Genomic DNA, 25,506 nt, shown 5'->3' with positions numbered 1-25,506 from the left:
GTTACTCCAGGGGGGATGGGGACGGACGAAGACAGCGGGCGCGGGCGCGCGGGCGGGCGGGGGTCAGCCCGCGAACCAGCGCACGGGCCTGGGGGCGAGGTTCTGGTAGACGTGCTTGGTCTCGCGGTACTCGGCGAGCCCGGCGGGGCCGAGTTCGCGGCCGGTGCCGCTCTTGCCGAAGCCGCCCCACTCCGCCTGCGGCAGGTAGGGGTGGAAGTCGTTGATCCACACCGTGCCGTGGCGCAGCCGGCCCGCGACCCGGCGCGCCCGGCCCGCGTCGGCGGTCCAGACGGCACCGGCCAGGCCGTACTCGGTGTCGTTGGCGAGCGCGACCGCCTCCTGCTCGGTGCGGAAGGTCTCCACGGTCAGGACGGGCCCGAAGACCTCCTCCCGGACCACCCGCATCTGGCGGTGGCAGTGGTCCAGGACGGTCGGCTCGTAGAAGAAGCCGGTGGCGGGCCGGTGCGCGGCGGGCTCGGGGCGCTTGCCGCCGCAGCGCACGGTGGCGCCCTCGGCGAGCGCGGAGGCGACGTACGCCTCGGTCTTGGCGCGCTGCTGTTCGGAGACGAGCGGGCCGCACTCGATGCCGGGCTCGGTGCCGCGCCCGAGCCGGATGCGTTGGGCCCGGCGGGCGAGTTCGGCGACGAAGCGGTCGCGGACGGACTCCTCCACGATCAGGCGTGCGCCGGCGGAGCAGACCTGGCCGCTGTGGATGAAGGCCGCGTTGAGGGCCTGGTCGACGGCGGTGTCGAAGCCCTCTTCGGTGGCGCAGGCGTCGGCGAAGACGACGTTGGGGTTCTTGCCGCCGAGTTCGAGCGCGACCTTCTTCACCGTGGGCGCGGCGGCGCGGGCCACCTTCGTGCCGCTGACCAGCCCGCCGGTGAAGGAGACGAGGTCGACGTCGGGGTGCTCGGCGAGGCGGGCGCCGACCGTGCGGCCGGGGCCGGTGACGAGGTTGGCGACACCAGCCGGCAGGCCTGCCTCGGCGAGCAGGCCGATGAGCGCGACCGTCGTCATCGGGGTGATCTCGCTCGGCTTGAGCACGAAGGTGTTGCCCGCCGCGAGCGCCGGTGCGATCTTCCAACTGGCTTGCAGGAGGGGGTAGTTCCAGGGCGTGATCAGCGCGCAGACGCCGACCGGCTCGTGCACGACGACGCTGTGCACGTCGGGCGAGCCCGCGTCCACGACCCGGCCCGGGGCCTCGGCGGCGACGAGATCGGCGAAGTAGCGGAAGGCGTCGGCGACGCAGTCCACGTCGACCCGGCCCTCCTCCAGGGTCTTGCCGGCGTCCCGGCTCTCCAGCAGGCCCAGCTCCTCGCGGTCGCGCACCAGCAGGTCGGCGACGCGGCGCAGCAGGGCGACGCGCTCGGTGACGGGGGTGCGCGGCCAGGCGCCCTCACCGCCGTCGAAGGCCTGCCGGGCGGCGGCGACGGCCCGGTCCGCGTCCCGCTCGTCGCCTTCGGCGACCACGGCGAACACGGTCGCGTCCGCGGGGTCCAGGATGTCGCGCGTGGCGCCGGAGAACGCCTTGCGCCACTCCCCTCCCACGTGGAGGGTGGGGCGCGCGGTGCGCTGCGTGGTGTCCGCCATGATCGGTGATGCCTTCCGTTCCCGTTCGGTCGCCCTGGGTGACGCGGGTGTCACCCACAGGGACCGGGAGCGCCTGCCCCTCCCCTCGGATTGCATGCGCGATCGACCGCCGAACGTGCCCTGCGTCACGGACGTTGGGCATATACGGTGGCAAAAAGGGCGCTTCTGAGGGGCCGGGCGAGCGGGGAACGCCGCGGGGCGGCGCGGACGGCGGGCTTTCGATCAGCTCGTGAAGGTGGACGTGGTGGGGGACGCGGACATGGACGAGGACGTGGAGGAGGGCGCCGGGCAGACGGAGCCGGGCGGGCAGAACCAGCCCAGTGCCGTCGTGAGGACCCGCAGCTCGTCGTCCGTGCCGTCGGCGGCGGGACCGTAGGAGGCGATCGCGTAGATCTTGCCGTCGGCGGACCGGAAGCGTTCGTCGAAGACGTGCCAGGTGCCGATGTCCGGCTCGCCCTTGAGTGAGTCGGCGACGTACTCCATGCGGGAGCCGCTGACCCCGTCGGTGTCCACGTGGTGCAGGGCGAGTTTGTGGAACCCGCGGGGCTTGGGGACCTTGTCGGAGAGGTACTGCCGGAAGGACTCGTCGGGCGAGGACTCCGCCACCTGGTACACCTGGATCCGCCGGTCGCCGGAGCCGCTGCGGTAGTTGACGACGTCCATGCCGAACTGGGAACCGACCGTGCGGCGCCCCCAGCCCTCGGGCACGGCTATCCGGAAGCCCTCGGGGTCGTCGTGGAGGGCGTAGCCGTCGGGCGGCAGCGTCGCGGCCGGGGACGGACTGCCGGTGACGGCCTCGTCGGACACGTCCGGGGAGGGCGGCTGCTCGGAGCGCGGGGCCGGGGCGGCGGACGGGCTCGCGGTCGCCGCGCCCTTGTCGTCGCTCCCGCCGCCGAAGCCCAGCACCGCCACCAGGCTGGCGACGACACCGACCCCGGCCGCTGCGGCCACCACTGTCCGTGCCGTACGGCGGCTGTACCCGCCGAGCGCGCGGGGCGGACCCGGCGCGACCGGCGGAACCGTCACCGTGGGCGGCCCCGCCACGGCTGAGTCACCCGGCGTGAATGCCAGGCCTGGTGCGGGCGCCGGGCCTGGCGTGGGCGCAGGACCTCGTGCGGCCGGGGCGCCTGTGGTGGGCGAAGTGCCTGTCGTCGGCGAGGTGCCCGGCGCCGGCGAGGTGCCTGTCGCGGACGAGGTCGCGGGCGGGGCGTCCGGCGCGGGCGGGGCGCCTGTCGTCGGCGAGGTGCCGGTCGCGAGCGGGGACTCCGGCGCGGGCGGCGGACCCGCCGGGGCCGACGGCCCGGTCCCGGTCCACCAGTCGGCGGGTGCGTCGGGGTGCCGGACCGGGCCGGGCGGGGGCGCCTGCGGCGCTCGGCCCGGCCGGGCGGGCGGGGGCGTGGTCGTTCGGGGCAGGTTTCCTCCGGTGTCCTCCCAGCGCTGGGTCTCCTCGTTCCACTGCCGCCCGCCCCCGTTCGCCACGGTGCGCTCCTCTCACATGCCGATCAGGCCGGCCACCGTCCCGGCCGACGCGAACAGGGTCAGCACCGACTGGGCGTCGGTGAGCAGTTCGCGCAGCCGCTGCCGCCTGCTCTCCCCGGCGGTGCCGGTGCGGGTGATCTCGTCCTCGGTGTCGGCCAGGCTCGCGTCCAGGCTCCGCGTCTGGTCGGTGTCCCGGACGCGGCGCAGGTCGGCGCGGAGTTCCCGGACCGCGGTCAGCAGTTCCTGGGCGGCCGGGTCGGCCGGGGCGGCGTGGTGGTGGCTCTCGGCGTGCGCGTGGCTGCCGATGGCGAAGGTGCTCTGCGAGACGTCACCGATGCTGACGCCGGGCTCATCCGCTGTGGTCATCGTTGCCGGTTCCCTTCTGCGGTGCGGGACCGCCGGTGCTGGAGGAGGCGGAGGAGTTCTCTCCGACGGCGAAGGTGCTGCCCTCGACGCGGCCGATGTGCACGCCCCCGTTGCTGATGTTGTTGATCTGCTGGACGAACTCGCCGGTCTGGTAACCGGCTTCGGCGAGCGCGGCCCGCACCCCGTTCGCCACCCGGTCCTGGATGCTGGTGAGGTAGCGGGAGACGTCCATCTCCTGGAACTGCGAACCGGCCTCGGCCGAACCCAGCTCCCGCACGGACAGCGCGGGCCCGTCCGGCAGCGCGCCCGCGTACCCGCCGGTCAGCAGCCGCCAGCCGTAGACCACGGACCTGCCGAGGACGACCAGGGAGCCGGCCAGCGAGCCCGGCACCCGGGTCGCCGCCCACACCGCCTTGCCCAGCACGTTGTTGTTCCGGAACCGGTGGGCCGTACGGTCGGCTTCCTTGAAGTCCGGGCGCACCGGCAGCAGCACGTGCGGGGCCACCTCCAGCATGAGCATGCCGCCCTGGGTGTGGATGCGCACGAAGACCGTGACGACCAGTTCCTCCTCCCAGCCGCCGACGCGGATGCGCAGGAAGTGGCGGCGCTTCTCGGCGCCCTCCTCGACGGCGTGCGCCCGGTGCTCGTCGAAGGCCTGCGGGTCGTACGGGGCGTCCTCCCGGCGCAGCAGCCCCTCGGCGGGCAGGAACACGCACTCGTCGATCTCCAGCCAGCGCAGCCGGTCGCGCACCCCGGCGCCCGCGTACGCGGCGGGCAGCCGCAGCCGCTCCACCAGCGGCCGGATCTTCTCCAGCACCAGCCGGTTGCTGATCGGCTGCTGCTTCTTGAGCGCGTCGGGCTTCAGCTCTACGGCCAGTACCCAGTCCTGGTGCGCCTCACCGGCACCGCAGAACGGGCGCGCCTCGTGGTACATGATCAGCGGCGCGTGCTGCTCGGTCCTGATGCGCTGCTTGAGCCACTGGAAGCGGTGGCTCTCGCCCCGCTCGGCGGGGTCGTTCGCGGCGTCCGGGAAGCGCTGCGGTGACAGTTCGGCGGCCAGGGCCCGTGCGAACTGGCCGCGCTGCCCGGCCAGGCACAGCGCGATGAGCGCCAGCAGCACCAGGGTGGCCCAGGCCTGCCAGGGCTTGAACACGTCCGTGAGGCCCCTGGCGCCGAGCGCGAGGAGGTCGCTCCAGCCGGGCCGGCCGTAGGGGCCGTAGGAACCGGACGAGCCGGACCAGTCGTAGGAGCCGTAGGAGCCGTAGGAGCGGTACGAGCTGTCGTCGTTCCCGGCGCCGAACGCGGCCAGCACGGTGAACACCAGCAGCAGGGTGAAGGTGATGCGGCCCCACCAGCGCAGGAAGAAGGCGGGCACCACCCGGTACAGGGGCGCCTGCGGGGCTCGGCCCCTGATCCAGCGGCCGATCGCGAGATAGAGGCTGGGGGCCAGGAAAGCGGCCAGCAGGCCCTGGGTCAGCGCCGCTCCCACCAGCCACAGGCCGAGGACCGCCCCGGCCCACTGGATCTCCTGGCGGCGGGCGCGCAGCGCGTGCGCGAGGACGCGGGCCGCGTCGAGACCGAGTGAGGGCGCCACGAACCGCTGCCCGTTGAGGTGCAGTTCGTCGATCACCCGGTGCCGGTACCCGGCATCCAGGTACGTGCCCGCGCACAGCAGCCGGGTGGCCTCACTGGCGTGCGGCGGAGTCGCCGGTGGTGCGGGCGGCGGCGCAGGCGTCGATTGCGGTTGCTGCGGCACATAAGCGGTGCTCACGCGAGTCCCCCGAGGCGTGGAAAAGTCACTGCTCTGCAATGAGTTGATGAGCAATCAGCATAGAGTGACCCGTGCCACAGGGGAAAGCGGAATGCGGGCACGCGGGCCCGCAGGCCTGCGGGCAGCCCGCCCGTGCGCTCGCGCCCCGCGCACCCGCCGGGCACTCGCGCGTCCGCGTCCCCCGCCGCGCGCTCACGCCTCGCGATACCCGCCGTGCACTCGCGCGTGGCCTACCCGCCGTGCACTCGCACCCCGCCTCCCCGCCGTGCGCTCGCGCGTCCGCGCACATGACGGACGCCCGGCATCCCTGCGCGGGATGCCGGGCGTCGCGGGGCTTGTCAGATGAGGCCGAGGCCGCGGACCGCCTCGCGCTCCTCCGACAGCTCCTTGACGGAGGCGTCGATGCGGGCGCGGGAGAAGTCGTTGATCTCCAGGCCCTGGACGATCTCGTACTTGCCGTCCTTGGTGGTGACCGGGAAGGAGGAGATCAGGCCCTCCGGGACGCCGTAGGAGCCGTCCGACGGGATGCCCATGGAGACCCAGTCGCCCTCGGCGGTGCCGTTGACCCACGTGTGGACGTGGTCGATGGCGGCGTTGGCGGCGGAGGCGGCCGACGAGGCGCCGCGGGCCTCGATGATGGCGGCGCCGCGCTTGGCGACGGTCGGGATGAAGTCCTCGGCCAGCCACTTCTCGTCGTTGACGACCTCGGCGGCGTTCTTGCCGGCGACCGTGGCGTGGAAGATGTCCGGGTACTGGGTGGCGGAGTGGTTGCCCCAGATGGTCAGGCGCTTGATGTCGGCGACCGTGGAGCCCGTCTTCTTCGCGAGCTGGGTCAGCGCGCGGTTGTGGTCAAGGCGGGTCATGGCGGTGAAGCGCTCGGCCGGTACGTCCGGGGCGGCGGCCTGGGCGATCAGCGCGTTGGTGTTGGCCGGGTTGCCGACGACCAGGACCCTGACGTCGTCCGCGGCGTGGTCGTTGATGGCCTTGCCCTGCGGCTTGAAGATGCCGCCGTTGGCCTCCAGGAGGTCACCGCGCTCCATGCCCTTGGTACGCGGGCGGGCGCCGACCAGGAGGGCGACGTTGGTGCCGTCGAAGGCGACGTTCGGGTCGTCGCTGATGTCGATGCCCTGGAGCAGCGGGAACGCGCAGTCGTCCAGCTCCATGGCCGTGCCCTCGGCGGCCTTCAGGGCCGGCGTGATCTCCAGGAGGCGAAGCTTGACCGGCACGTCCGCGCCGAGCAGCTGGCCGGAGGCGATGCGGAAGAGCAGGGCGTAACCGATCTGGCCGGCCGCGCCGGTGACGGTGACGTTCACGGGAGTGCGGGTCATGGCGTTCTCCGTATGACAGCTGGCGGTCGGGGCGTCCCTGCCCCGGGGTGCAGGATCCCCGCGTACGGTTGGCGGCCGTACGCCCACCGCGACGATCGATCACGCGTACGGATGATCGATCTCTTGGCGTCAAGAGAGATCCAGCGGTCAGGCTATCGCGCATCGGGCATCCCGCACGGCCGGGCCCCTGTGGCCCGTCCCACAGAGTGAACCGGGACGGGCAGGTGGCGGGCAGGTGGGGACACGGGAGGCGGCCGCCCGTCCGGGAGAGGAGAGACGAAGGCGGCCGCCGGATGGGGGTACCGGAGCACCGGACTCCCGTGGGGGTGAGGTCCACGTGCCCCGAACCGAGCACCCCATGCACACCGGGGCACGTTTCTTCACTTCTTCTCCGCGCCCCGTCCCCGGCGCCCCCTCATAGCACTACTTCGTGCACCCCTGCTGCCCCGACGCCAGCGTCACGCACGCCGTCGCCTGCGCCGCGTCGCGTACGGCCACCATCGGCGTGTACCCGATGGTGTCCCCCGCGGTCGTGACCGTGTCGGTCTCCGTCCGCGCGCCGACCGTGACCTTCACGCGGTCGCCCTGCGCCGCCTGCGTGACACGCCCCCACGCGGCACCGCAGGTCCTGCTGTAGCGGACCTCTACGACGGTCGTGCCGACGGTGACGCTCCGGTCCGTGCTCACCAGTTCGCCACTGCACCCCATGGCCTCGGCGTCCTTGCCGGTGCAGCCGGTCCCGGCGCACTTCACGCCGGGCGGCAGGCTGGGTGCCTTGCTGGCGGAGGGCGAGGGAGACTTGGTCCCGCCCTGCGCCTTCGTCCCCAGGGTGCTGCCCGTGAAGTAGAAGACGACCCCGATCACCGCCAGGGTCGCGACCATGCCGGCGAGGAACATCGCCAGCTGCCGCCGGAATGTTCCGCCGGAGCCGGGCGGGGTGGGGCCGCCGGTACTCGGGCTGGGGTGGGGGGCGGGGCTCGGGCTGGGGTGGGGGGCGGGGCTCGGGCTGGGGTGGGGGGCGGCGCTCGGGGTGGGGTGGGGAGCGGCGCTCGGGGTGGGGTGGGGAGCGGCGCTCGGGGTGGGGTGGGGAGCGGCGGAGGCAGGCGCGGGGGCGGGAGTGCCGGTGCCCGCGTCGGCGCCGGGGGTGAGGACGGTGGCGGGCGTGGCGGCGACGGGAGGCGTGGGACCGGGGAGCGCGGGGGCGGCCGGGGTCCGGGGCTGCGACTGCGGTGCTTCGGCGCCGGGCGCCCGCGCGCCCTCGGGTGCGCGCTTCCCGCCCGCCGGGGACGGCCCCCGGTACCCGGCCAGGCCCCACGAGTTGCCCCTCGGGGACGGAGGGACGGCCGGGCCGGCGCAGGCATCGACACCGTCGCCGTCGCCAGCACCGGCACCGGCACCGGCACCGGCACCGGAGTCGGCAACAGAGTCGGCAACGGAGTCGGCAACGGAGTCCGAACCCGGGTCCGGGCTCGGCCCGCGCCCCGCCCGCTCGCGCGCGTCCGCGTCGGACGCCGTCGGCTGCGGCGGCACCGTCGGGGACACGCCCGCCGGGCCCGCGATGCCCGTGGCGTGTGCTCCGGACGCCATGGCACCGGCCCATCGGGGGCCCTTCGCCCGCTCGGCTGCCCTGCCCGCGCCGGGCGGCCTGCCGTTCACCGTGTTGCCGGGCGCCGTATCGCCTTTCGCCCCGCCGCCGCCCGGCCTGCCGCCGTCCGGCCTACCCCCCTCCGCCTTGACGCCGCTCGCCCTGCCGCCGTCCGGCCTGCTTCCTTCCGGCCGCCCGCCGTCCGGCCTGCTTCCTTCCGGCCGCCCGCCGTCCGGCCTGCCGGCCTTCGCCTTACTGCCGTTCGCCCTGCCGTGGGTCGCCGTACCGCCGGCGGCCCTGCCACCGTCCGGCGAGGCGTCGTTCACCTCGGTTCCGCCCGCCTTGGACCCGTTGACCTGGGACCCGCTCACGTGGGACCCGTTGACCTGGGGCCCGTTGACATCGGCTCCGTTCGCCTCGGCTCCGTTCGCCTTCGTACCGTCGGCCTCTGCCCACGGCGCCGTCGCCCCCGGTGCCGACGCGCCGAACTCCCCCAGTGCGGCGCGGGCCTGGGCGATGCGGATGGCCTCCATCGTCCGGTCGTGGCGCAACTCGGCGCGGCTCCACGCCCGTTCGGCCAGTTCCCACATCGTGGTCAGGTGGACCGGGTTGGTCTCCGTGACCTCGGCGAGGGCGACCACGGCCCCCTTGGGCGCCAGCAGCCGGCCGTTGAGGTAGCGCTCCCAGGACGTCTTGCTGTAGCCGGTGCGGTCGGCGAGCGAGGCGACGCTCAGGCCGCCCCGGTCCACGAGCCGCCGCAACTGGCTCGCGAACTCCTTGACCTGCGGGTCCAGTTCCTCGGGCAAGGCCTTCCAACGAGGCATTGCTGCTCCCCCCTCTTCCCCCCGGTACGTACCGGTACTTCCCCGCGCGTGGTGCCCGTTCGGGCGGGGGCACGCGCCGTCGTGCTGATGGTCCACGCTAACCGCGCCGTAGGACGACCCGGCCCCGGCTTCCTATTTTGTCCACACATCGACATACAACGGCGGAGCGCCCCGCCGGTGTCGCGTCACCCCAGCGCGACGGCGCTCACGACCGCGGTCACCAGCAGCGCGGCGAGCAGGGCGACGGCGTACAGGAGTAGACGTCCGCCGGGGCCGCCCCGCGGCGCTCCGCCCCGTTCCTCGGGCCGGTCCCACCAGGGGACGGTGGGGACCTCCTCGTAGGCCGCCACCGCCTCGCCGTCGGAGCCCTCCGCCCCGTGTCCCGGTACCCGACCCGGTCCCGGCACGGGTGCCGGTGCCGTCCTGGGCCAGACCTTGACTGCCATCTCCCAGCGCACGGTGTGGCGTTCGGCGTCCGCGCCGACCAGGCCCGCGACCCGGCACAGGGCGGCGACCGCCTGCCGGGGCGGGGGCTGGGTGGCGTTGAGGTAGCGCTGCCAGGACGACTTGCTGTACGCGGTGCGCGCACCGAGGGCGACCAGGCTGAGGCCGGTCCCGTCCTTCAGGAGCCGCAGTTGCTCCACGAAGTGCCGTACCTCCGGCGGCAGATCGTCCGGCAACGGCTGCCAGGCGCCCATCGCTCACCTCCCGGCGTCCCACGCCGCCCCTCGCGCTGCTCCGCGCACCGCTCCTCGCCGCGAGTGACGACGAAGGCGCGGCGAACGGTTCCCGCGCTGGTCACGGACATGGTTGTGGCGAAGCGCGGACACCGTGGCGGAACGGTCACTTCCGTGCCACAGCGCACGGACAGGCGTTGAACCACCGTTCCCCGTGCCGCAGGGTTGGTCCCGGCGGCGGCCCGTCCTGACTCGGGGGAGAGGATGGGCCGCCGTCAATCTACTCAGGATGATGTAGGAACCGCGTCAGCGGTTGCGCACCGTGTAGTGCAGTACGTCGTCCAGGAACGGGATCTCCAGCCACGGCTGGGGCTGCGCCATCAGTGCCAGCAGCACGATGACGAGGCCGAGGATCCCGTAGGTGACGATGTCCGTGAAGCGGGAGCGGACCGCGAGCATGCCCACGCGAGGCAGCAGCCAGCGCATCGCGGACCCGCCCAGCAGGCCGGCGCCGATCAGCAGCAGCCCCACCCGGAACGCGTCGAGGGCGGTCACGAGCAGACCGAGCCCGACGACGATCAGCACGGTGAGCAGCGGCCACTGCCGGGCTGGCGCCGGGGCGTCACCGGGAGCGGCCCGCCCGCCGCCCTCGGGGCGTGCGGTGTCCTTCGTGAACAGGGGGAAGCGGCGCGTGCCCCGGCGCGCGCGGCGCTTGTGCCCGGCCCCGGCCCCCGACTCGGCCCCGGAACCAGCCCCGGATCCGGAACCAGCCCCGGACCCCGGCCCGGAGCCCTCCGGCGTCTCACGCCGGGCCTTGCGCCCGGCTCCCTCCCCAGCCGTCTCCCGCACGGCGCCGCCCGCCTCAGCCGACACTGCGCTCCGCCGCCTCGACCACGTTGACCAGCAGCTGGGCCCGGGTCATCGGGCCGACCCCGCCCGGGTTCGGGGAGAGCCAGCCGGCCACCTCGGCGACGTCCGGGTGGACGTCCCCGACGATCTTGCCCTCGTCGTTGCGGGAGACACCGACGTCGAGGACGGCCGCGCCCGGCTTGACGTCCTCGGCGCGGATCAGGTGCGGGGAACCGGCCGCGGCGACGATGATGTCGGCCCGCTTCAGGTGGGCGGACAGGTCACGGGTGCCGGTGTGGCACTGGGTGACCGTGGCGTTCTCGCTGCGGCGGGTGAGCAGCAGCGGCATCGGGCGGCCGATGGTCACACCGCGGCCGACGACCACGACCTCGGCGCCCTTGATCTCCACGCCGTAGCGGCGCAGCAGGGTCAGCACGCCGTTGGGGGTGCAGGGCAGCGGGGCCGGCTCGTTCAGGACGAGGCGGCCGAGGTTCATCGGGTGCAGGCCGTCGGCGTCCTTGTCCGGGTCCATCAGCTCCAGGATGCGGTTCTCGTCGATGCCCTTGGGCAGGGGCAGTTGGACGATGTAGCCGGTGCAGGAGGGGTCCTCGTTCAGCTCGCGGACGGCCGCCTCGATCTCCTCCTGGGAGGCGGTGGCCGGCAGCTCGCGCTGGATGGAGGCGATGCCCACCTGGGCGCAGTCGCGGTGCTTCCCGGCGACGTACTTGCGGCTGCCGGGGTCGTCGCCGACCAGGATCGTGCCGAGTCCGGGCGTGACGCCCTTCTCCTTCAGCGCCGCCACGCGGGCGGTCAGATCGGACTTGATCGCGGCTGCGGTGGCCTTGCCATCGAGAATCTGGGCGGTCATGGTCCCATCCTCGCGGATGACCGGCCCCCTGTTCCAATCAGAGCGGTCCGGCCGCTCCCTGTCGTGCGCATCCATGATCGCGATGTTGCACTTGCACAACACATGACTGATACGACTGGACAAGTAAGCATTCGGTCAAGAACGATGAGCAGCACAGTGCCGCGGGCAGCTCATCGGGGGGATGGACCGCTTTCTGTAGAACTCTCCTCCGTGCGGTGCCGCGCGTCGTCCCCGCACTTGATCCACGGAGGAAACCACCGCCATGAGTTACGGCGACCCGAACAACCCCTACGGCGCCCCGCAGCAGCAGCCCGGTTACGGCCAGCCCCCGCAGGGCCAGGCGCCCGGTTACGGCTACCCGCAGGCCCCGCCCGTCCAGCAGCCCTACGGCGGCGGCGCGCCGCAGACCATGCCGGGCAACGTGAGCGCGGCCCGCGTGATGCTGTGGGTGATCGTCGGCCTCCAGGTGATCGGCGCGGGTATCTTCGCCGTCGCGGCGGCCACCATCAACGCCGCCCAGAAGGACGACAGTCTCAAGGACAACTCCGCCTTCCAGCAGCTCGCCGACTACTCGACCGGCAGGCTGTGGGCGCTGGTGGTCTTCGCGGTCGCGTGGGGTGTGTTCGCGGCCGTGCTGGCCACCAAGTTCACCTCGGGCGGCAACGGCGCCCGGATCACCATCCTGGTCTTCGGCATCATCACCGCGGTGCTCGGCCTGTGGCCGTTCACCATCGTGGGCCTCGTCCACCTGGTCCTCGCCATCCTGATCGCCTGCTTCGTCGGCGGTTCCAAGGGCAAGGCCTGGTTCAACCGGCCGCGTTACTGAGGTCCGGGCCGACCGTCCGACCATCCCACAGGCCGGCACAGGCCACTTCGCGCCATTCACTCCCAGGGCCGTGTCTCACCCCGCGCAAGGGGGGACACGGCCTTGGTGCGTCGCCCTAGTCTGGGGTCCGTAGCCGTCAGGCACGGGGAGACGCACCTTGTACAGCATCATCGTGGTACCTCCGCCGACCACGGAGGACGAGCGAACCGGCAGCCAGTTCCGGCTCGCGCCCGGCGACCGCCTCGCCTTCGGGCGCTCCGCCCCGGACAACGACCTGGTGATCGGGCACGACGGGGTCTCCCGCCGGGCCGGGCAGATCACCGCGCACGGGGCCTTCTGGATACTGAGCAACCTCTCCGCCCACCAGACCTACGTCGTGGAGAACCCGGAGGGGGCGGGCGAGCACATCAAGGTCGGGCCGGGGCGGCTGGACGCCCCCGTCCCCTTCGAGTTCTCCCGGATCGTGCTGCCCGCCGCCGGTGACCTGCTGCCCATCCAGGTGTGGGCGCCCCGGCACGACTACCTGGCCGGTCCGGGCGGCCCGGACGGCGAACCCACCGCGCCCGCGTTCTCCGTCGACCGCGCCAAGCGCTACTTCGCCGTGCTCGCCGCCCTGTGCGAGCCCCGGCTGCGGGGCGACCCGCACGCGCCGCTGCCCACCGTCGACCAGGTCGTGGAGCGGCTGCGGCCCGCCTGGCCCGCCGCGTCCCGTACGTCGGTGCAGTGGAACATCGACTACCTGGCAGTGAAGCTCCGTCTCAAACCCGGCCCCGACACCGCCGAGACGGGCCCGCGGCTCAACGGCAAGAAGGAGTCCCTGGTCTCGCTCGCGCTCCGCTTCGACCTGGTACGCGAGGACGACCTGGTGGTGCTGGCCGCGCCGCCGCGGCGGACGGTGCGCGGCGGGCTGTCGGCCGCTCCCGGCCCGGTGGAGCGGTGAGCGAGCCGTACGCCGTGCCGGTGCCCCACGGCTACCGGGTCGGCGTCTGGGAGGTACGGCGGCCCATCGCCACGGGCGCCTTCGGCAGTGTGTACGAGGCCCGGCGCACCGGGGCGGGAGGCGGCGCCGGAGCGGCCGACGGCGTCCGAGCGGGTGGGGACACAGGAGCGGGAAGCAGCGCCCGAGCGGGTGACGGCGTCGGGGCCGGCGGTGGGCCCGGCGCGGGCGGCGCCCCGCCCTACCTGCCGCGGACGGCCGCGCTGAAGTTCCTGCCCACCGGCACGGGCACCCCGCGTCGCCTCGCCCATCTGCGTGAACTCGTCGAACGCGAGGTGACGCTGCACCGCCGGCTGCGCCGCCCCCGGCTGATCCGGATGTACGAGACCCTCACCGTCGACGACCCGGACCGCCCCGGCCTCGACGGGGCCACCGTCCTCGTCCTGGAGAAGGCGGAGGGTTCCCTGGCCGCCCTGCTCGCCGCCGGGCCCCGCCCCGCCGCGGGCCCCGCCCTGCTCGCCGAGATCTGCGAGGGTCTGGCCCAGTTGCACCGGGCCGGCTGGGTGCACGGTGACCTGAAACCGGCCAACGTGCTGCTGATGCGCGACGGTTCGGCTCGCCTGGCCGACTTCAACATGGCCGCCGAACTCGAAGGCACCCACGCCTACTCCCCCGCCTTCTCCACCCCCGACTACACCCCGCCCGAACTGCTCTGGTCCGAGATCGGCGAACGCGGCCGCCAGGTCCGCCCGTCCGCCGACATCTGGGCCTTCGGCGTCCTCGCCCACCTGACCCTCACCGGCAGCTTCCCGCTGCCCGGCGGCACCCCGACGGCCCGCCGGGACGCCGCCGTCGCCTACGCCCGCGGCACGGACGGGCTGGCCCTGAGCCCCGAACTCCCCTGCGCCTGGCGGGAGATACTGCGCGACTGCCTGACCCGCACGCACGCGGACCGGATCGGCACCGAGGCCCTGCTGCGGCGCGTGGAAGCGGCGGCGGGCACCGCCCGTCGGCCCGGCGCCCTGCGGCTGCGCGTCCGGGGCACGCCTGGCGTACGACGGGGCCCCTGGGGCGTACGGGGCGTTCCGCAGGGCGGCCGTGCCCGGCTGTTCACGGGCGGCGTGCTCGCCACCGCCGCCGTCGCCGCGCTCGGCTACGGCATCGGCGTCCTGGCGAACGACCCGCCGCCCTCCCCCGCGGCCACCGCGACCCGGCCCCAGGACACCGCGGCCCTGCCGGCCGCGGTCGCCCCCGCCACCTACGGCGCCCCCGAACTCCGTACCGACCAGGGCGTCCCGCCCTCCTACCGGCCGCTGATCGTCGACGCCGCGCACGCCTGCCCGAACCCGGACGTCACGCCCGCCCTGATCGCGGCCATGCTGAAGGCGGAGAGCGACTTCGACCCCAACCTGTCCGACCCGGCCAAGGACGAGTACGGCATCGCCCGCTGGACCCCGCGCGTGCTGCGCTGGTGGATCCGGCCCGACGGACAGCCCGCGGCCACGATCCCCCGGCCGCCGTTCCCGGCCGCCGTGTCCATCCCCGCCATGGGCCGCTACCTGTGCTTCATCGCCCCGAACCTGAGACCGGGCCTGCCCGGCGACAAGCGGGTGCTGATCGCCGCCGCCTACCGGACCTCGTTCCGGAAGGTGAACGGCGCGGGCGGAGTTCCCCCGAAGTACCGCGACTACTGCGCCCGCGTCGCCCACTACCTCAAGGAGTACACGCCCCCGGGCCGGAAGTGACCCTGAGACTTCCGAGGTACCCGCGGGACGCGGCCCCTGCCACGGTGGAACCACTCCGCTCCGGCGGAACGACCACCTTCGTCACATGGGGGAACCTGTGAACGTGAAGAAGCCCGCAGCGCTGCTCGCCGCAGCCGCCGCACTGATCGCCGGCACCTCGGTCGCGGCCTCCGCCGCCGATCCGGCCGGCACCCGGGTGACCGGTCTCCAGCAGCAGGCCGAGCAGGTCCTGGCCGGTCATCCCAAGGCCCTGCACGTGTCCGCCGACGCGGTCCGCTACGACGGCCTGACCGTCACCGCCGCGCCCAAGAGCCAGGCCGCCCTGAAGGACCTGGACTGCGCGTACGGCCACCTCTGCATGCTCGTCAACGGCCAGAAGTTCGACTTCTACAAGTGCCAGACGTGGAACCTCAACAACTGGACCGGCAACGGTCCCTTCACCAACAACCAGACGCCGGGCACGGTCGCCAGGTTCTTCAACAAGGACGGCAGCGTCCGCTGGACGTCCACGGCCTACGAGGCCGGTACGGCCACGTGGGACCCGATCTGGTCCCTGCGCCCCTGCTGAGCCGGGCCCGCATGACGGCGGTGGCCTCCGGCCCCTCCTGGGGGAGGGCCGGAGGCCACCGCCATGCGTTCACCGGTTCTTGAGCGCGTCGAGAAACGGTGCCCAGGCGCTCCGCTGGAAGAGGAGGACGGGTCCCGTGGGGTCCTTGGAGTCGCGGACGGGGACAAGCGGCGCAAGGTGGCACGTGATTTCGACGCAGTCACCGCCTGTGCCGTTGCTGTAGCTGGATCTATGCCAGCGGGCCGCACTCAGGTCGGTCGTCTTTGTGGGCTTCATTGCTGTAGTCCTCTGCCGCTGCCTCGATCATGGCCAGGGACGCCCCTGGTGCCAATGCGGCGGCCCTGAGCAGATCGTACGACTCGCGATAGTCCATCACGAGCGCTGGATAGTCGATGACTTGGCCGCTGTGCAGGGATTCCGTGTACACGACCGGGGGCGCATCGGCAAAGGTCATGATCTTGAGCATGCCCATCATGAGCGGATGGCTGCCCGAGGTTTCCGGAACCAGTTGAAGAATCGACCGCGTGGACCGGACCCTCCCCGCGATGTGCATGAGCAGATCTGCCATCCCCGCGGGGGGCAGTACCCGCCGCCGCAGAACCGACTCGTCCATGGTCACCCAGAACTTGGGCGGAGCGGGTTCCGTGAAGACCCGAGCCCGCTTCATGCGGGCAACGACCTTCTCTGTCACCTCCTCCTCGGACGCCCGGGGCATGGCCGCCTGCGTGACAACCGCCGCGTACGCCTCGTTCTGCAACAAGCCGGGTACGAGCGTCGGCGCCCACTCCTCGATGCTCAGTGCACGCTGCTCCATTTCCGCCACGTCCGCGAAATACTCGGCGATGCCCACTTGCCGCGCCCGCGCCACGTCTTCATGACGCCGCTGGAAAAACCCGTCCGTCCCCAACCGCTCGTCCACGTGCCGGGCGAGATCGACCGGCATCCGCCGCTCCCCCCGCTCGATCTGGCTCAGGAACGAGATCCCCCGGAAGCTCCCCTCGGCCAACTGCTCCAGCGTGAGGCCCGCCGACTCCCGCTTGAAGCGCAACTCCGCGCCGTAGAAGGAAGGGACGCTCGTCGACGCGTCGGGGTCCTTGCGAGCAGGCACAACTCATCACCACCGTTTACCAGTTACCGTGCGCAACCCAAACCCCTTTCACGGTACGCCGCCCCACGCCACTGTGTGAGTGCTTCGTCACGCATCGCACACAGAAAGGCGTACGCCCGTGCCGCAACCCCACGTCCAGGAAGCCGAGGCCCACCTGGAGGCACTGCGCGCCGCGCTCGCCGCGCACGGCATCACGCTCCCCTCGCTCGGGCTCGAACCGCCCTCGGTCGCGGGGACGTACGCCTCCCCGCTCATCGCACTCGGGAACTGCAACCTGTCCACCGCCGAGGCCCTGGCCGCCGCGCTGCGCAAGGGAGCGGCGGGGTGAGGCCACCGCTGGCGCTGGATCTGCTCGCGCTGCCCAAGGCCGTGCCGGAGGTGCGGCGGGCGGTGCGCGAGCACCTCGGCGTGCCGTGCCAGGACGTGCAGCTGTGTGTGAGCGAGCTGCTGGCGAACGTGATCCGGCACGTCGGCGAGGGCACCCCCGTGTCCGTACGGATGCACGGCATGGGCAGCGGCCGGGTCCGGGTGGAGGTCACCGACGGGGAGCCGCACGCGTGGCTGGTGGTGCGGCACGCGGACGCGGAGGAGGAGTCCGGGCGCGGTCTCCTGCTCCTCGACTCGGTCGCGCTGCGCTGGGGGGTGCGGCAGGAGCCGTACGGGAAGACCGTCTGGTGCGAGGTGCCCGTCAGCTGATCCGGGGGTCGGCGGCTGAATGGCGTTCGTAGACCGTCACCCGCCGCCCCCGCACCCGTTCGTCGGCGACGACCGTGAAGTGCTCGCGCAGGACGGCCAGTTTGGCGCCGTCCCGCGCCGTCGCCGCCGAACCGGCAGGGGTGGACGCGTCGGTGACCAGCAGGACCCGCCGCTCGGCCAGGGTCAGGGCGCGGATCACGGCCGGGTCCGCCTCCTCGCCGCCGAGCGTCCCGGACTCGGCGGGGCCGCGGACCAGCGCGATGTCCCGCAGGCCGGTGAAGGCGCCGGGCGAGACCAGTGCGGTGTCCCGCCGGAACGCGGGGACGAAGAGGACCGCGTCCCCGTCCCGGTGCAGCCCGCGCACGTGGTCCGACACCGCCAGCACGTCGTCCACCCTGCTGCCCGGCGACCGTACGGCCAGGGACTGCGGCAGCAGCGCGGCCACCGCCGCCGCGAGCGCCACGGGGACCAGCCACGAGACCGCCCTCGGGAACCGCGGTGCCGCCGCCCGCGCCGCCGCGTCGAGGGCGGCGCCGATCAGCAGGGCCGGCCCGAGCTGGCTGAACGCGATGTACCGGTCCAGGAACACCGGCTGAATGAACGAGAGAGCGATCAGGCCGAGTTGGGGCACCGCGAGCAGCGGCAGCCCGACGGCCGCCACCGACAGCCGGCCCGCCCGCGGCCGGTCCGCCAGGGCCGCGAGGCCGCCCACCGCCAGCAGGACGGCGGGGCCGATCATCATGTGCCAGGTCAACGGCGGTATCCAGGCCACCTGGCCGGCCTGGGCCCGGCTGTAGAGGACCAGCGGCAGCACCCCGGCCGCGGCGCACGCCGACGCCCCCGCCCACCGCGCCCACGCGCCACGCCCGGCGCGCGTCCAGAGCAGGGTCACGGCGTGCGCGGGGAGCACCAGCAGGGACAGCCAGTGCAGCAGCCCGGTCACGAGGACCACACCGGCGTAGGCGGCCCACCGCCCCGCCCCGCCGCGTCCCTGGCCCAGCGTGACCAGCAGCAGCGTCGAGACCGCGGCACCGGCGGCGACCAGCGCGTAGGAGCGGCCGTCCTGGAGCTGGAACTGGACCGCCGGGAGCAGCGGGAGGGCCAGCCCGGCCACCAGTCCCGTCCGTACTCCGCGAAGGCGCTGGCCGATGACCGTGACGCAGGCCGCCGCCGCGGCCACGGCCAGCACGGACGGCAGCCTGAGGGTCGTGATGCCGGGCCCGAAGCAGACGAAGAGGCCGTGCATCCACAGGTAGTAGACCCCGTGCACGGCGTCGACGTGCTGGAGGGTGTGCCAGATCTGGCCGGCCGGCCGCTGCGCCACCAGCCAGGTCGCGGCCTCGTCCCGCCACACGCTGTGCCGCCGGGTGAGCCCCCACAGGCCGAGCAGGACGGTCCACACCGCCGGGAGGGACCAGACGGGCAGGCGCGGGCGGGGCCGGTGACCGGCCGGGTGAGAGGTCATGGAGACGGCCGGTCCTCGCAGCGGTGGTCATCCGGATGGGCCGCACAGGCTACGTGCGGCGCCGACCCGGATGACCACCGACCGTAAGGAACCGGCCAAGGGTGTTGCTCAGTTGAAACTGAGGGACGTGCTCAGTGGAAGAAGTGCCGCGTGCCCGTGAAGTACATGGTCACGCCCGCCTTCTTCGCGGCCTCCACCACCTGCTCGTCGCGGATCGAGCCGCCCGGCTGGACGATGGCCTTCACCCCGGCCGCGATCAGGATCTCGGGGCCGTCCGGGAAGGGGAAGAACGCGTCCGAGGCGGCGTAGGAGCCGCGCGCCCGCTCCTCGCCCGCCCGCTCGACCGCCAGCTTGCAGGAGTCGACGCGGTTGACCTGGCCCATGCCGACGCCGACCGAGGCGCCGTCCTTGGCGAGCAGGATCGCGTTGGACTTCACGGCCCGGCACGCCTTCCAGGCGAAGGCGAGCTGGGCCAGTTCACCGGCGGACAGCGCCTCGCCGCTGGCCAGCGTCCAGTTGGCCGGATCGTCACCCTCGGCCTGGAGGCGGTCGGTGACCTGGAGCAGCGCGCCGCCGTCGACCGGCTTGACCTCGGCCGGGTGGGAGGGCGCGCCCGCGGCCTTCAGCACCCGGATGTTCTTCTTCTTGGCGAGGGCCTCCAGCACGCCGTCCTCGTAGTCGGGGGCGACGATGACCTCGGTGAAGATGTCCGCGACCTGCTCGGCCATCTCCTTGCTGACCGGCCGGTTCACGGCGATCACGCCGCCGTAGGCGGAGACCGGGTCGCAGGCGTGCGCCTTGCGGTGCGCCTCGGCGACGTCCGCGCCGACCGCGATGCCGCACGGGTTGGCGTGCTTGATGATGGCCACGCACGGCTCGTCGTGGTCGTACGCGGCACGGCGGGCGGCGTCCGTGTCCGTGTAGTTGTTGTACGACATCTCCTTGCCGTGCAGCTGCTCCGCCTCGGCGAGGCCGGCGCCCGAGCCGTCCACGTAGAGCGCGGCGGGCTGGTGCGGGTTCTCGCCGTAGCGCAGGGTGCTCTTGCGCTCCAGGGTGGCGCCCAGGAAGTCGGGGAAGGCCGAGTCGTCGACGGGCGCGTAGGAGGCGGCGAACCAGCCCGCCACCGCGATGTCGTACGACGCCGTGTGCTGGAAGGCCTCGGCGGCCAGCCGCTTGCGGGTGGCCAGGTCGAAGCCGCCGTCCTGCACGGCGGCGAGGACGTCGGCGTAGCGCTCGGGGCTGGTGACGACCGCGACCGAGGGGTGGTTCTTGGCGGCGGCGCGGACCATGGAGGGTCCGCCGATGTCGATCTGCTCCACGCACTCGTCGGGCGAGGCACCGGAGGCGACCGTCTCGCGGAACGGGTAGAGGTTGACGACGACGAGGTCGAACGGCTCCACGCCCAGCTCGGCCAGCTGCCGCCGGTGGTCCTCCAGGCGCAGGTCGGCGAGGATGCCCGCGTGCACCTTCGGGTGCAGGGTCTTGACCCGGCCGTCCAGGCACTCGGGGAAGCCGGTCAGCTCCTCCACCTTGGTGACGGGCACGCCGGCCGCGGCGATCTTCGCGGCGGTGGAGCCGGTGGAGACGAGTTCGACGCCGGCCTCGTGCAGCCCGCGCGCGAGCTGCTCCAGACCGGTCTTGTCGTAGACGCTGACGAGCGCGCGCCGGATGGGCCGCTTGTTGCTCTCGGCGGTCACTGGATAACTACCTTTCGTCCCTCGATGCGATAGCCGTGGCGGGCGAGCCGGCTCACGACCTCGACGAGCAGCCTTCGCTCGACTTCCTTGATGCGCTCGTGCAGCGCGCTCTCGTCGTCCTCGTCCCGGATCTCGACCACGCCCTGGGCGATGATCGGGCCGGTGTCGACGCCGTCGTCGACGAAGTGGACGGTGCAGCCGGTGACCCTGGCGCCGTACGCGAGCGCGTCACGGACGCCGTGGGCCCCCGGGAAACTGGGCAGCAGTGCGGGGTGCGTGTTCACGAACCGCCCGCCGAACCGCGCGAGGAACTCCTTCCCCACGATCTTCATGAACCCGGCGGACACGACGAGGTCGGGTTCGTGGGCGGCGACGGCCTCGGCGAGCGCCGTGTCCCACTCCTCGCGCGTGCCGTAGTCCCTGACCTTCCGCACGAAGGTCGGCAGCCCGGCGCGCTCGGCGCGCGCCAGCCCCTCGACGCCCTCGCGGTCGGCGCCCACGGCGACGACCTCGGCACCGTAGGCCTCGGCCCCGGACTCGGCGATCGCGTCGAGGAGCGCCTGCAGATTGGTGCCGGATCCGGAGACCAGCACGACGAGGCGCTTGGCCACGGGCTTGGCGGCCACGGTGGGGCCCTTTCTCGGGGAAGCTGTCTTTGTACGGTCGTACGAATGCTTCGCGTCCCCGGATACGGGGAAGCCTACGAAGCAGCCGACCGCCAGCAACGATACCGGCACTCCGGACGGCCCCCATGGGACGGGGGCGTGGCCGGAAGGTAGCGTCTGCACAGACCTGGTACGGGAACGCGCCGGGGACGCCCGGGGAAACCGGGGGAACGCACTCCGCGCTCCGGGCGTTCAAGGGGTGAGGGACCTGTCGGACCGCCCGTCCGATCGCCTTCCGGGCCGCTTGCCGGATCGCTCTCCGGATCGCTTTCCGGATCGCTGTCGGGATGGCTTTCCGGATCGCCTCGCGGATCGGACGACGGGCCCGCCGGGTCCGCCGGACCAGTCGACCAGTCGTGACTCACCAAGGGGAAGACGCTCACTTGATGCCCGACCGCAGCCCGCGACTCCTCACGCTCCCTCCGCTGTCGGTGCAGGGAGGGGAGCGCGGCGCCGTGCTGCTGCGGGAGCGCCCCGCCTCACCGCCCGACGCACCCACGGGCGGGGACGGTGACGGGCGCACCGGCTCCGCAGGCGGCACCGGCTCCACCGGCAGCGCCGGTCAGGACGACAACCCCTTCGCACCGCCCGCCGAGGGCACGCCCGACCGGCCCTGGCAGCCCCGCCACCCCTCGGGGCAGGGCTCCGGCTCATCCGGGCAGGGCCAGGGCCACGGGACCGGCCAGGGAAACGGCCACGGGCAGGGCGGCGGGCAGTCTCCCTGGGGGAGCCAGTGGAGCGACCGCCAGCCCGGCCGCTCCCCCGGCGGCTTCGGTGAGCGGCCCGAGCGGCCCGGCGGTGGCCCCGGACAGCCCGGCGGCGGAGCGAACAGGCCCGGCCCCGGCACGCGCTGGGACCCGGCGGACCCCGCCCAGCGCCGCGCCCGGTTCTCCCTGCTGTCCGGCATGTGGGCCTTCTTCTTCGTGCTCTTCGGCTGGGCGCCCGTCGCACTGCTGCTCGGTGCGCTCGCCCTGTACTGGGGCATCAGCGCGCTGCGCGCCAAGCCCCGCAAGCCCGACCCGAACAGCCCGGCCCCGGCCGCGGCCCCGGCGCCGGAGACCAACCGCCCCCAGGTCACGGCGGCGGTCAGCGGCCTGGTCACCGCGTCCCTGGCACTCGCCCTGGTCGCGGCGGGCTTCGCCGCGCAGTTCGTCTACCAGGACTACTACTCCTGCGTGAACGACGCGCTCACCCACCAGGCCAAGCAGTCCTGCGACCAGCACCTGCCGCGGGAACTGCGCGGCATGCTGGGCACGGACGGCTGAGACGGGCTGAACGCGCCGGGGCACGGGCGCCCTCACGCCCTGGCGCACAACGTCAGTAGCCCCGCGTAGGCGTCAGTCGGTGCGGTCGGGCGGCTGTTCGGTCCGTACGGTCGGCTTGAGCGGGTCGGTGCGTTCGGACGGCTCGGTGCGCTCGTCGGCGGCCTCGAGCACGGGCTCCGGCTCCGGCTCCCGCTCCGGTTCGACGGGGTCCGGCTCGGCGGGGCCGCGGTGGGCGGGTCCCGGTTCCACCGTCACCGGCGAGAGCGAGCCGGTCGGGGCCGGGCCCGGGTCGGCCGTGGCCGGCTCCGGCCCGGGGGAACCAGGACCCCTTTCCCAGGAGGCCGGTTCGAGGGCGGCGGGCGGTTCGAGGGGCAGGACGTCGTACGGTTCGAGGGTGACGTCGTAGCGCGCGGGCAGCCGCCCGGCGGTGTCCGCGAGCCGGGCCGGCCGGGCGCCGCTGCCCCCGCCGCCCTCGCGGGGTTTCCCGATCCGCTGCCCGGCCGCCGCGCCCGCCACGACGACCCGGCCGCCGCGGCAGCGCCAGGCCCGTACCACCACGGCCGTCGGCACGGCCGCCGCCGACGTCCACAGCAGAGCGGCCCCCATGACCTGCCACCCCACCGGCCCGAAGGCGGCGAGGGCGGCGTTCCCCAGCGGGCCGCCCGCCAGTTCGGCGGCCAGCCCGAGTCCGATCGCGCACAGCAGGCACGCCAGCGCCGCCCCGCCCGCCGTCCGCCGCCAGGACCAGGCCCGTACCCCGTCCCGCGCGTCCCGCCGGTTCCGCCCCTCCCGCACCGCCCCCTCCCGCACCGCCGCGCCCGCGACGAACCAGCCGATGGTCACTCCGGCGGCCACGGGCACCGCGGTGGTCACCAGGTGCAGCGGGGAGCCGGGCCCCGCGTCCGGCACCGCCGCGAGCAGCGGGAAGGGCGGGAGCAGCGGGGCCGGTGCGGAGACGAGCGGGTCGACGGTGTGCCCCACGCCGAGCGCGAAGCCGGGGCCGAGGGCGTACGCCGCCGCCCACAGCACCGCGTTCGGCAGCAGCGCCAGGCAGAGCAGCAGCACGGCGAACCGCCCCGACCAGCCCTCCGTGAGCTTCAGGAAGGCGCCCTGGGCGGCTCCGCCGTGCCCCACCAGCGACACGCCGAGCACCAGTGCCCCGCCCCCGACGAACACCACGCCCCCCGCCCCGGCGGCGCGCGCCGAGGCGCCCAGCCGCGCCCGCGGCCCCGGCCCGAGCAGCAGGCGCCGTACGCCGGGTGACAGCGCGCCGAGCGCCCGGTCCAGCGGGGCGCGCGGGCAGCCGTACGCCGCCCAGACGCCACCGGCCGCCGCCACCGCGGCGACGGACGGCACCCACACCACCGTCGAGAACCACGCCGGGTGCAGCGCGCCGCCGGCCGCGTAGACCGCGGCGCCGACGGCGACGGTGAGGTAGCCGAGGAGGACACCGGCCCAGGCGGTGCGCGGGGGGACGAGCGGTCCGCCGTCACCGCCGTCGGTGGCGTCCCGCGCCGCGCGGTGCACCAGCAGGAGGGGCAGCACGGCCAACAGCAGCGGGGTGAGCCCGATCGGCGCGGGCACCGAGGTCAGGGTGTCGGTGCGGACCAGTTCGGCGCCGTGCGCCAGCAGCCACAGGGCAGCGGCCACGTGCAGCGTGCCGCCCGGGCCGCTGTCGGGGTAGGGCGAACTGATCCACAGCACGATGTCGAGCACGGCGAACGAGCCGAGGCCGAGGCCCGCCGCGACGGCACCGCCCAGGAAGCCGGCGCCGAGGCCGGGTGAACGGTCCCGTACCCGGGTGCGCAGACGTGGCAGCGGTGGACGTCGAGGCGTCGTCTGGATCACGCCCGCCATGCTCCCAACGTCACACGCATTCCCGGCGCAACAGGCGAACCTCCGCTGTGTCGCTCAATATACTTTTATGTGCCTTTTCACACGGAGGGACGCACGGTGACGAACAGTCATGCCAACCCACGGCCACCGCACTCGACGGACCGACCCCCCGGCGCGACCCCCGCACTGATCCGCACTCAGGTCGCGGGAAACACCGGCGTGAGCACACGGGAACCCCTGACACCCGCTCAGGCCTTCGACGCGCTCTACGCCTTCTGCTCCCCTGCCCTCGTACGCCAGGCCTACCTGCTGACCGGCCACCGCGAGCGGGCACGCGAAGCCGTCGAGCGCGCCTTCCAACTCGCCTGGCAGCACTGGCCGAAGGTCGCCAACGACCGTGATCCGGCGGGCTGGGTCCGGGCGACGGCGTACGACTGCGCGCTGTCCCCCTGGCACCGCTGCATCCCGCGCAACCGCATTCCCGACCCGCCGCCCGGCCCGGCCGACCGCGCGCTGCAGCACGCCCTGCTGCGCCTCCCGCCGTCCTACCGCCGCACGCTGGTCCTCTACGACGGTGTCGGGCTCGATCTGCCGGAGACCGCGGCGGAGACCGAGGCGAGCACCCCGGCGGCGGCGAACCGGCTGATGCACGCCCGTGAGGCCGTCGCCGCGTGCCTCCCGGAACTCGCGGACCCGGCGGAACTGCACCGGCGCCTGGTCCGGCTCGGCTCGGCCTGGCACCTCGCCGGGGCGGGCGCGGGCTCGGGAGCCACGGGCACGCCCGGGACGGTGGGGGCGGCGGCGGAGACGAGCGCGGCCGCGGGGGTGGCGGTGACCGCCGGGGCTGCGGTGGCCGCTGGGGCGGGGATCGCGGTGGGGACGGGGATCATGGCGAAGGCGAGGGCGGCGGCCGGGGCGCGGGCCGGAGCGGGGGCTGCGGCACGGGCCGGGGCGGGGGCTGCGGGGTCGGCCGCCGTGTCGGTGCCGGCCTCGGCGGCGCCCGCGCCGCCCGCGGCGGTACGGACCGCCGGGGAGCGCAGCACCCGCTTCTGGACGCGGTCCGCCATCGCGTTCACGGTCACCATCATCGGCGCCACCGCGCTCACCCTCCGGACCGCGCCGACGCACTACCTCGCGCCGGTCTCCCCCGGCCACGCGGTGCAGGGCCTGCCCGCCCAGAGCCTGCTCGGGCCCTTGTCGCGACGCGAGCAGAAGCTGCGCGCCGTACTGAAGAAGGAGGTGACGGCGGGACCGGAGCGGCTGGCGCCGGAGGCCAGGTAGGCCATGTGGCCGGCCGGCCGCGGCGAGGGGCGTGTCCGTCCGGACACGGCGGTGGGCCCGCCCCGGCATGTCGCCGGGGC

General features: G+C 74.0%; 23 protein-coding genes and 1 pseudogene. 8 read left to right on the top strand and 16 right to left on the bottom strand.

Annotation, left to right across the window (positions count from 1 at the left end; translation table 11 throughout):
* Nucleotides 1–63: 63 nt before the first annotated feature.
* From ACFC02_RS05145 to ACFC02_RS05100, 10 genes and pseudogenes are all read right to left on the bottom strand, one after another.
* Nucleotides 64–1,590, bottom strand: coding sequence for an aldehyde dehydrogenase family protein (locus ACFC02_RS05145; protein WP_376352368.1), 1,527 nt, complete (start codon nt 1,588–1,590; stop codon nt 64–66).
* 222 nt (nt 1,591–1,812) lie between these two features.
* Nucleotides 1,813–2,544, bottom strand: coding sequence for a hypothetical protein (locus tag ACFC02_RS05140; RefSeq protein ID WP_376352365.1), 732 nt, complete (start codon nt 2,542–2,544; stop codon nt 1,813–1,815).
* A gap of 537 nt (nt 2,545–3,081) precedes the next feature.
* Complete coding sequence (locus ACFC02_RS05135; RefSeq protein ID WP_360972201.1) at nt 3,082–3,435, bottom strand: hypothetical protein; 354 nt, start codon at nt 3,433–3,435, stop codon at nt 3,082–3,084.
* On the bottom strand, nt 3,419–5,206 hold the full coding sequence (locus ACFC02_RS05130) for a hypothetical protein (protein WP_376352361.1): 1,788 nt from the start codon (nt 5,204–5,206) through the stop codon (nt 3,419–3,421). Before ACFC02_RS05130 ends, ACFC02_RS05135 begins: the two co-directional genes overlap by 17 nt.
* Before the next feature lie 338 nt (nt 5,207–5,544).
* The gene (locus tag ACFC02_RS05125; RefSeq protein ID WP_376352358.1) at nt 5,545–6,534 is read right to left on the bottom strand and encodes a malate dehydrogenase; all 990 of its coding nucleotides are present in this window, start codon (nt 6,532–6,534) and stop codon (nt 5,545–5,547) included.
* A gap of 423 nt (nt 6,535–6,957) precedes the next feature.
* Nucleotides 6,958–8,445 carry a DUF2690 domain-containing protein gene (locus ACFC02_RS05120; RefSeq protein WP_376352545.1) on the bottom strand — a complete coding sequence of 496 codons (1,488 nt, stop codon included), beginning with the start codon at nt 8,443–8,445 and terminating at the stop codon, nt 6,958–6,960.
* Nucleotides 8,446–8,592: 147 nt separating this feature from the next.
* Nucleotides 8,593–8,943, bottom strand: a pseudogene (locus ACFC02_RS05115) (helix-turn-helix domain-containing protein); the annotation flags it as partial.
* 185 nt (nt 8,944–9,128) lie between these two features.
* The gene (locus tag ACFC02_RS05110) at nt 9,129–9,641 is read right to left on the bottom strand and encodes a helix-turn-helix domain-containing protein (RefSeq protein ID WP_376352355.1); all 513 of its coding nucleotides are present in this window, start codon (nt 9,639–9,641) and stop codon (nt 9,129–9,131) included.
* A gap of 285 nt (nt 9,642–9,926) precedes the next feature.
* Nucleotides 9,927–10,493 (bottom strand): DUF3017 domain-containing protein, encoded by a 567-nt coding sequence (locus ACFC02_RS05105; RefSeq protein ID WP_376352352.1) that lies wholly within the window; start codon nt 10,491–10,493, stop codon nt 9,927–9,929.
* Nucleotides 10,483–11,337 carry a bifunctional methylenetetrahydrofolate dehydrogenase/methenyltetrahydrofolate cyclohydrolase gene (locus ACFC02_RS05100; protein ID WP_376352349.1) on the bottom strand — a complete coding sequence of 285 codons (855 nt, stop codon included), beginning with the start codon at nt 11,335–11,337 and terminating at the stop codon, nt 10,483–10,485. Before ACFC02_RS05100 ends, ACFC02_RS05105 begins: the two co-directional genes overlap by 11 nt.
* A 262-nt stretch (nt 11,338–11,599) precedes the next feature.
* On the opposite strand from ACFC02_RS05100, the gene ACFC02_RS05095 reads away from it, so the two are divergent.
* The 4 genes from ACFC02_RS05095 to ACFC02_RS05080 all read left to right on the top strand — a co-directional run bounded on the left by ACFC02_RS05095 (nt 11,600) and on the right by ACFC02_RS05080 (nt 15,413).
* A complete protein-coding gene (locus ACFC02_RS05095; RefSeq protein WP_376352347.1) occupies nt 11,600–12,163 on the top strand; it encodes a hypothetical protein in 564 nt (187 codons plus the stop codon).
* 157 nt (nt 12,164–12,320) lie between these two features.
* The gene (locus ACFC02_RS05090; protein WP_376352344.1) at nt 12,321–13,103 is read left to right on the top strand and encodes an FHA domain-containing protein; all 783 of its coding nucleotides are present in this window, start codon (nt 12,321–12,323) and stop codon (nt 13,101–13,103) included.
* Nucleotides 13,100–14,845 carry a serine/threonine protein kinase gene (locus ACFC02_RS05085; RefSeq protein ID WP_376352342.1) on the top strand — a complete coding sequence of 582 codons (1,746 nt, stop codon included), beginning with the start codon at nt 13,100–13,102 and terminating at the stop codon, nt 14,843–14,845. The genes ACFC02_RS05090 and ACFC02_RS05085 overlap by 4 nt, the downstream gene beginning before the upstream one ends.
* Nucleotides 14,846–14,948: 103 nt before the next feature.
* Complete coding sequence (locus ACFC02_RS05080; protein ID WP_376352339.1) at nt 14,949–15,413, top strand: hypothetical protein; 465 nt, start codon at nt 14,949–14,951, stop codon at nt 15,411–15,413.
* Between the two features lie 69 nt (nt 15,414–15,482).
* Here the strand turns inward: ACFC02_RS05080 and ACFC02_RS05075 are convergent, their stop codons facing one another.
* Together ACFC02_RS05075 and ACFC02_RS05070 are read right to left on the bottom strand one after the other, a co-directional pair.
* The gene (locus tag ACFC02_RS05075; protein ID WP_376352336.1) at nt 15,483–15,689 is read right to left on the bottom strand and encodes a DUF397 domain-containing protein; all 207 of its coding nucleotides are present in this window, start codon (nt 15,687–15,689) and stop codon (nt 15,483–15,485) included.
* Nucleotides 15,643–16,521 carry a helix-turn-helix domain-containing protein gene (locus ACFC02_RS05070; protein WP_376352333.1) on the bottom strand — a complete coding sequence of 293 codons (879 nt, stop codon included), beginning with the start codon at nt 16,519–16,521 and terminating at the stop codon, nt 15,643–15,645. Before ACFC02_RS05070 ends, ACFC02_RS05075 begins: the two co-directional genes overlap by 47 nt.
* Before the next feature lie 118 nt (nt 16,522–16,639).
* On the opposite strand from ACFC02_RS05070, the gene ACFC02_RS05065 reads away from it, so the two are divergent.
* Nucleotides 16,640–16,849: a hypothetical protein gene (locus ACFC02_RS05065; RefSeq protein ID WP_376352331.1), complete on the top strand. Its 210-nt coding sequence runs from the start codon at nt 16,640–16,642 to the stop codon at nt 16,847–16,849.
* A complete protein-coding gene (locus ACFC02_RS05060; protein WP_376352328.1) occupies nt 16,846–17,217 on the top strand; it encodes an ATP-binding protein in 372 nt (123 codons plus the stop codon). The genes ACFC02_RS05065 and ACFC02_RS05060 overlap by 4 nt, the downstream gene beginning before the upstream one ends.
* On the opposite strand, the gene ACFC02_RS05055 is transcribed toward ACFC02_RS05060, so the two are convergent.
* The 3 genes from ACFC02_RS05055 to purN form a co-directional block, all read right to left on the bottom strand.
* Nucleotides 17,210–18,682, bottom strand: coding sequence for a hypothetical protein (locus tag ACFC02_RS05055; RefSeq protein WP_376352326.1), 1,473 nt, complete (start codon nt 18,680–18,682; stop codon nt 17,210–17,212). The genes ACFC02_RS05060 and ACFC02_RS05055 overlap by 8 nt on opposite strands.
* A 131-nt stretch (nt 18,683–18,813) precedes the next feature.
* Complete coding sequence (purH, locus tag ACFC02_RS05050; protein WP_376352324.1) at nt 18,814–20,379, bottom strand: bifunctional phosphoribosylaminoimidazolecarboxamide formyltransferase/IMP cyclohydrolase; 1,566 nt, start codon at nt 20,377–20,379, stop codon at nt 18,814–18,816.
* Nucleotides 20,376–21,005 carry a phosphoribosylglycinamide formyltransferase gene (gene purN / locus ACFC02_RS05045; RefSeq protein ID WP_376352321.1) on the bottom strand — a complete coding sequence of 210 codons (630 nt, stop codon included), beginning with the start codon at nt 21,003–21,005 and terminating at the stop codon, nt 20,376–20,378. Before purN ends, purH begins: the two co-directional genes overlap by 4 nt.
* A gap of 425 nt (nt 21,006–21,430) precedes the next feature.
* On the opposite strand from purN, the gene ACFC02_RS05040 reads away from it, so the two are divergent.
* On the top strand, nt 21,431–22,309 hold the full coding sequence (locus ACFC02_RS05040; protein ID WP_376352318.1) for a hypothetical protein: 879 nt from the start codon (nt 21,431–21,433) through the stop codon (nt 22,307–22,309).
* 72 nt (nt 22,310–22,381) lie between these two features.
* Here ACFC02_RS05040 and ACFC02_RS05035 read toward each other — a convergent pair whose 3' ends face one another.
* Nucleotides 22,382–24,166, bottom strand: a complete 1,785-nt coding sequence (locus tag ACFC02_RS05035; protein WP_376352315.1) for a DUF6350 family protein — start codon at nt 24,164–24,166, stop codon at nt 22,382–22,384.
* 165 nt (nt 24,167–24,331) lie between these two features.
* Here ACFC02_RS05035 and ACFC02_RS05030 point away from each other — a divergent pair, with 165 nt between their 5' ends.
* Complete coding sequence (locus ACFC02_RS05030) at nt 24,332–25,426, top strand: RNA polymerase sigma factor (protein WP_376352543.1); 1,095 nt, start codon at nt 24,332–24,334, stop codon at nt 25,424–25,426.
* Nucleotides 25,427–25,506 lie beyond the last annotated feature (80 nt).

The sequence above is a fragment of the Streptomyces sp. NPDC056160 genome, assembly GCF_042268205.1.
Classification (GTDB): domain Bacteria; phylum Actinomycetota; class Actinomycetes; order Streptomycetales; family Streptomycetaceae; genus Streptomyces.
This window is presented reverse-complemented; position numbering and strand designations above follow the sequence as displayed.

Bases quoted from the DNA above. Each gene is read 5' to 3' on its own strand.
- ACFC02_RS05145 (WP_376352368.1), bottom strand. From the start codon at position 1,590: ATGGCGGACACCACGCAGCGCACCGCGCGCCCCACCCTCCACGTGGGA.
- ACFC02_RS05035 (WP_376352315.1), bottom strand. From the start codon at position 24,166: ATGGCGGGCGTGATCCAGACGACGCCTCGACGTCCACCGCTGCCACGT.
- ACFC02_RS05135 (WP_360972201.1), bottom strand. From the start codon at position 3,435: ATGACCACAGCGGATGAGCCCGGCGTCAGCATCGGTGACGTCTCGCAG.
- ACFC02_RS05125 (WP_376352358.1), bottom strand. From the start codon at position 6,534: ATGACCCGCACTCCCGTGAACGTCACCGTCACCGGCGCGGCCGGCCAG.
- ACFC02_RS05055 (WP_376352326.1), bottom strand. From the start codon at position 18,682: ATGACCTCTCACCCGGCCGGTCACCGGCCCCGCCCGCGCCTGCCCGTC.
- ACFC02_RS05095 (WP_376352347.1), top strand. From the start codon at position 11,600: ATGAGTTACGGCGACCCGAACAACCCCTACGGCGCCCCGCAGCAGCAG.
- ACFC02_RS05040 (WP_376352318.1), top strand. From the start codon at position 21,431: ATGCCCGACCGCAGCCCGCGACTCCTCACGCTCCCTCCGCTGTCGGTG.
- ACFC02_RS05100 (WP_376352349.1), bottom strand. From the start codon at position 11,337: ATGACCGCCCAGATTCTCGATGGCAAGGCCACCGCAGCCGCGATCAAG.
- ACFC02_RS05110 (WP_376352355.1), bottom strand. From the start codon at position 9,641: ATGGGCGCCTGGCAGCCGTTGCCGGACGATCTGCCGCCGGAGGTACGG.
- ACFC02_RS05075 (WP_376352336.1), bottom strand. From the start codon at position 15,689: ATGAAGCCCACAAAGACGACCGACCTGAGTGCGGCCCGCTGGCATAGA.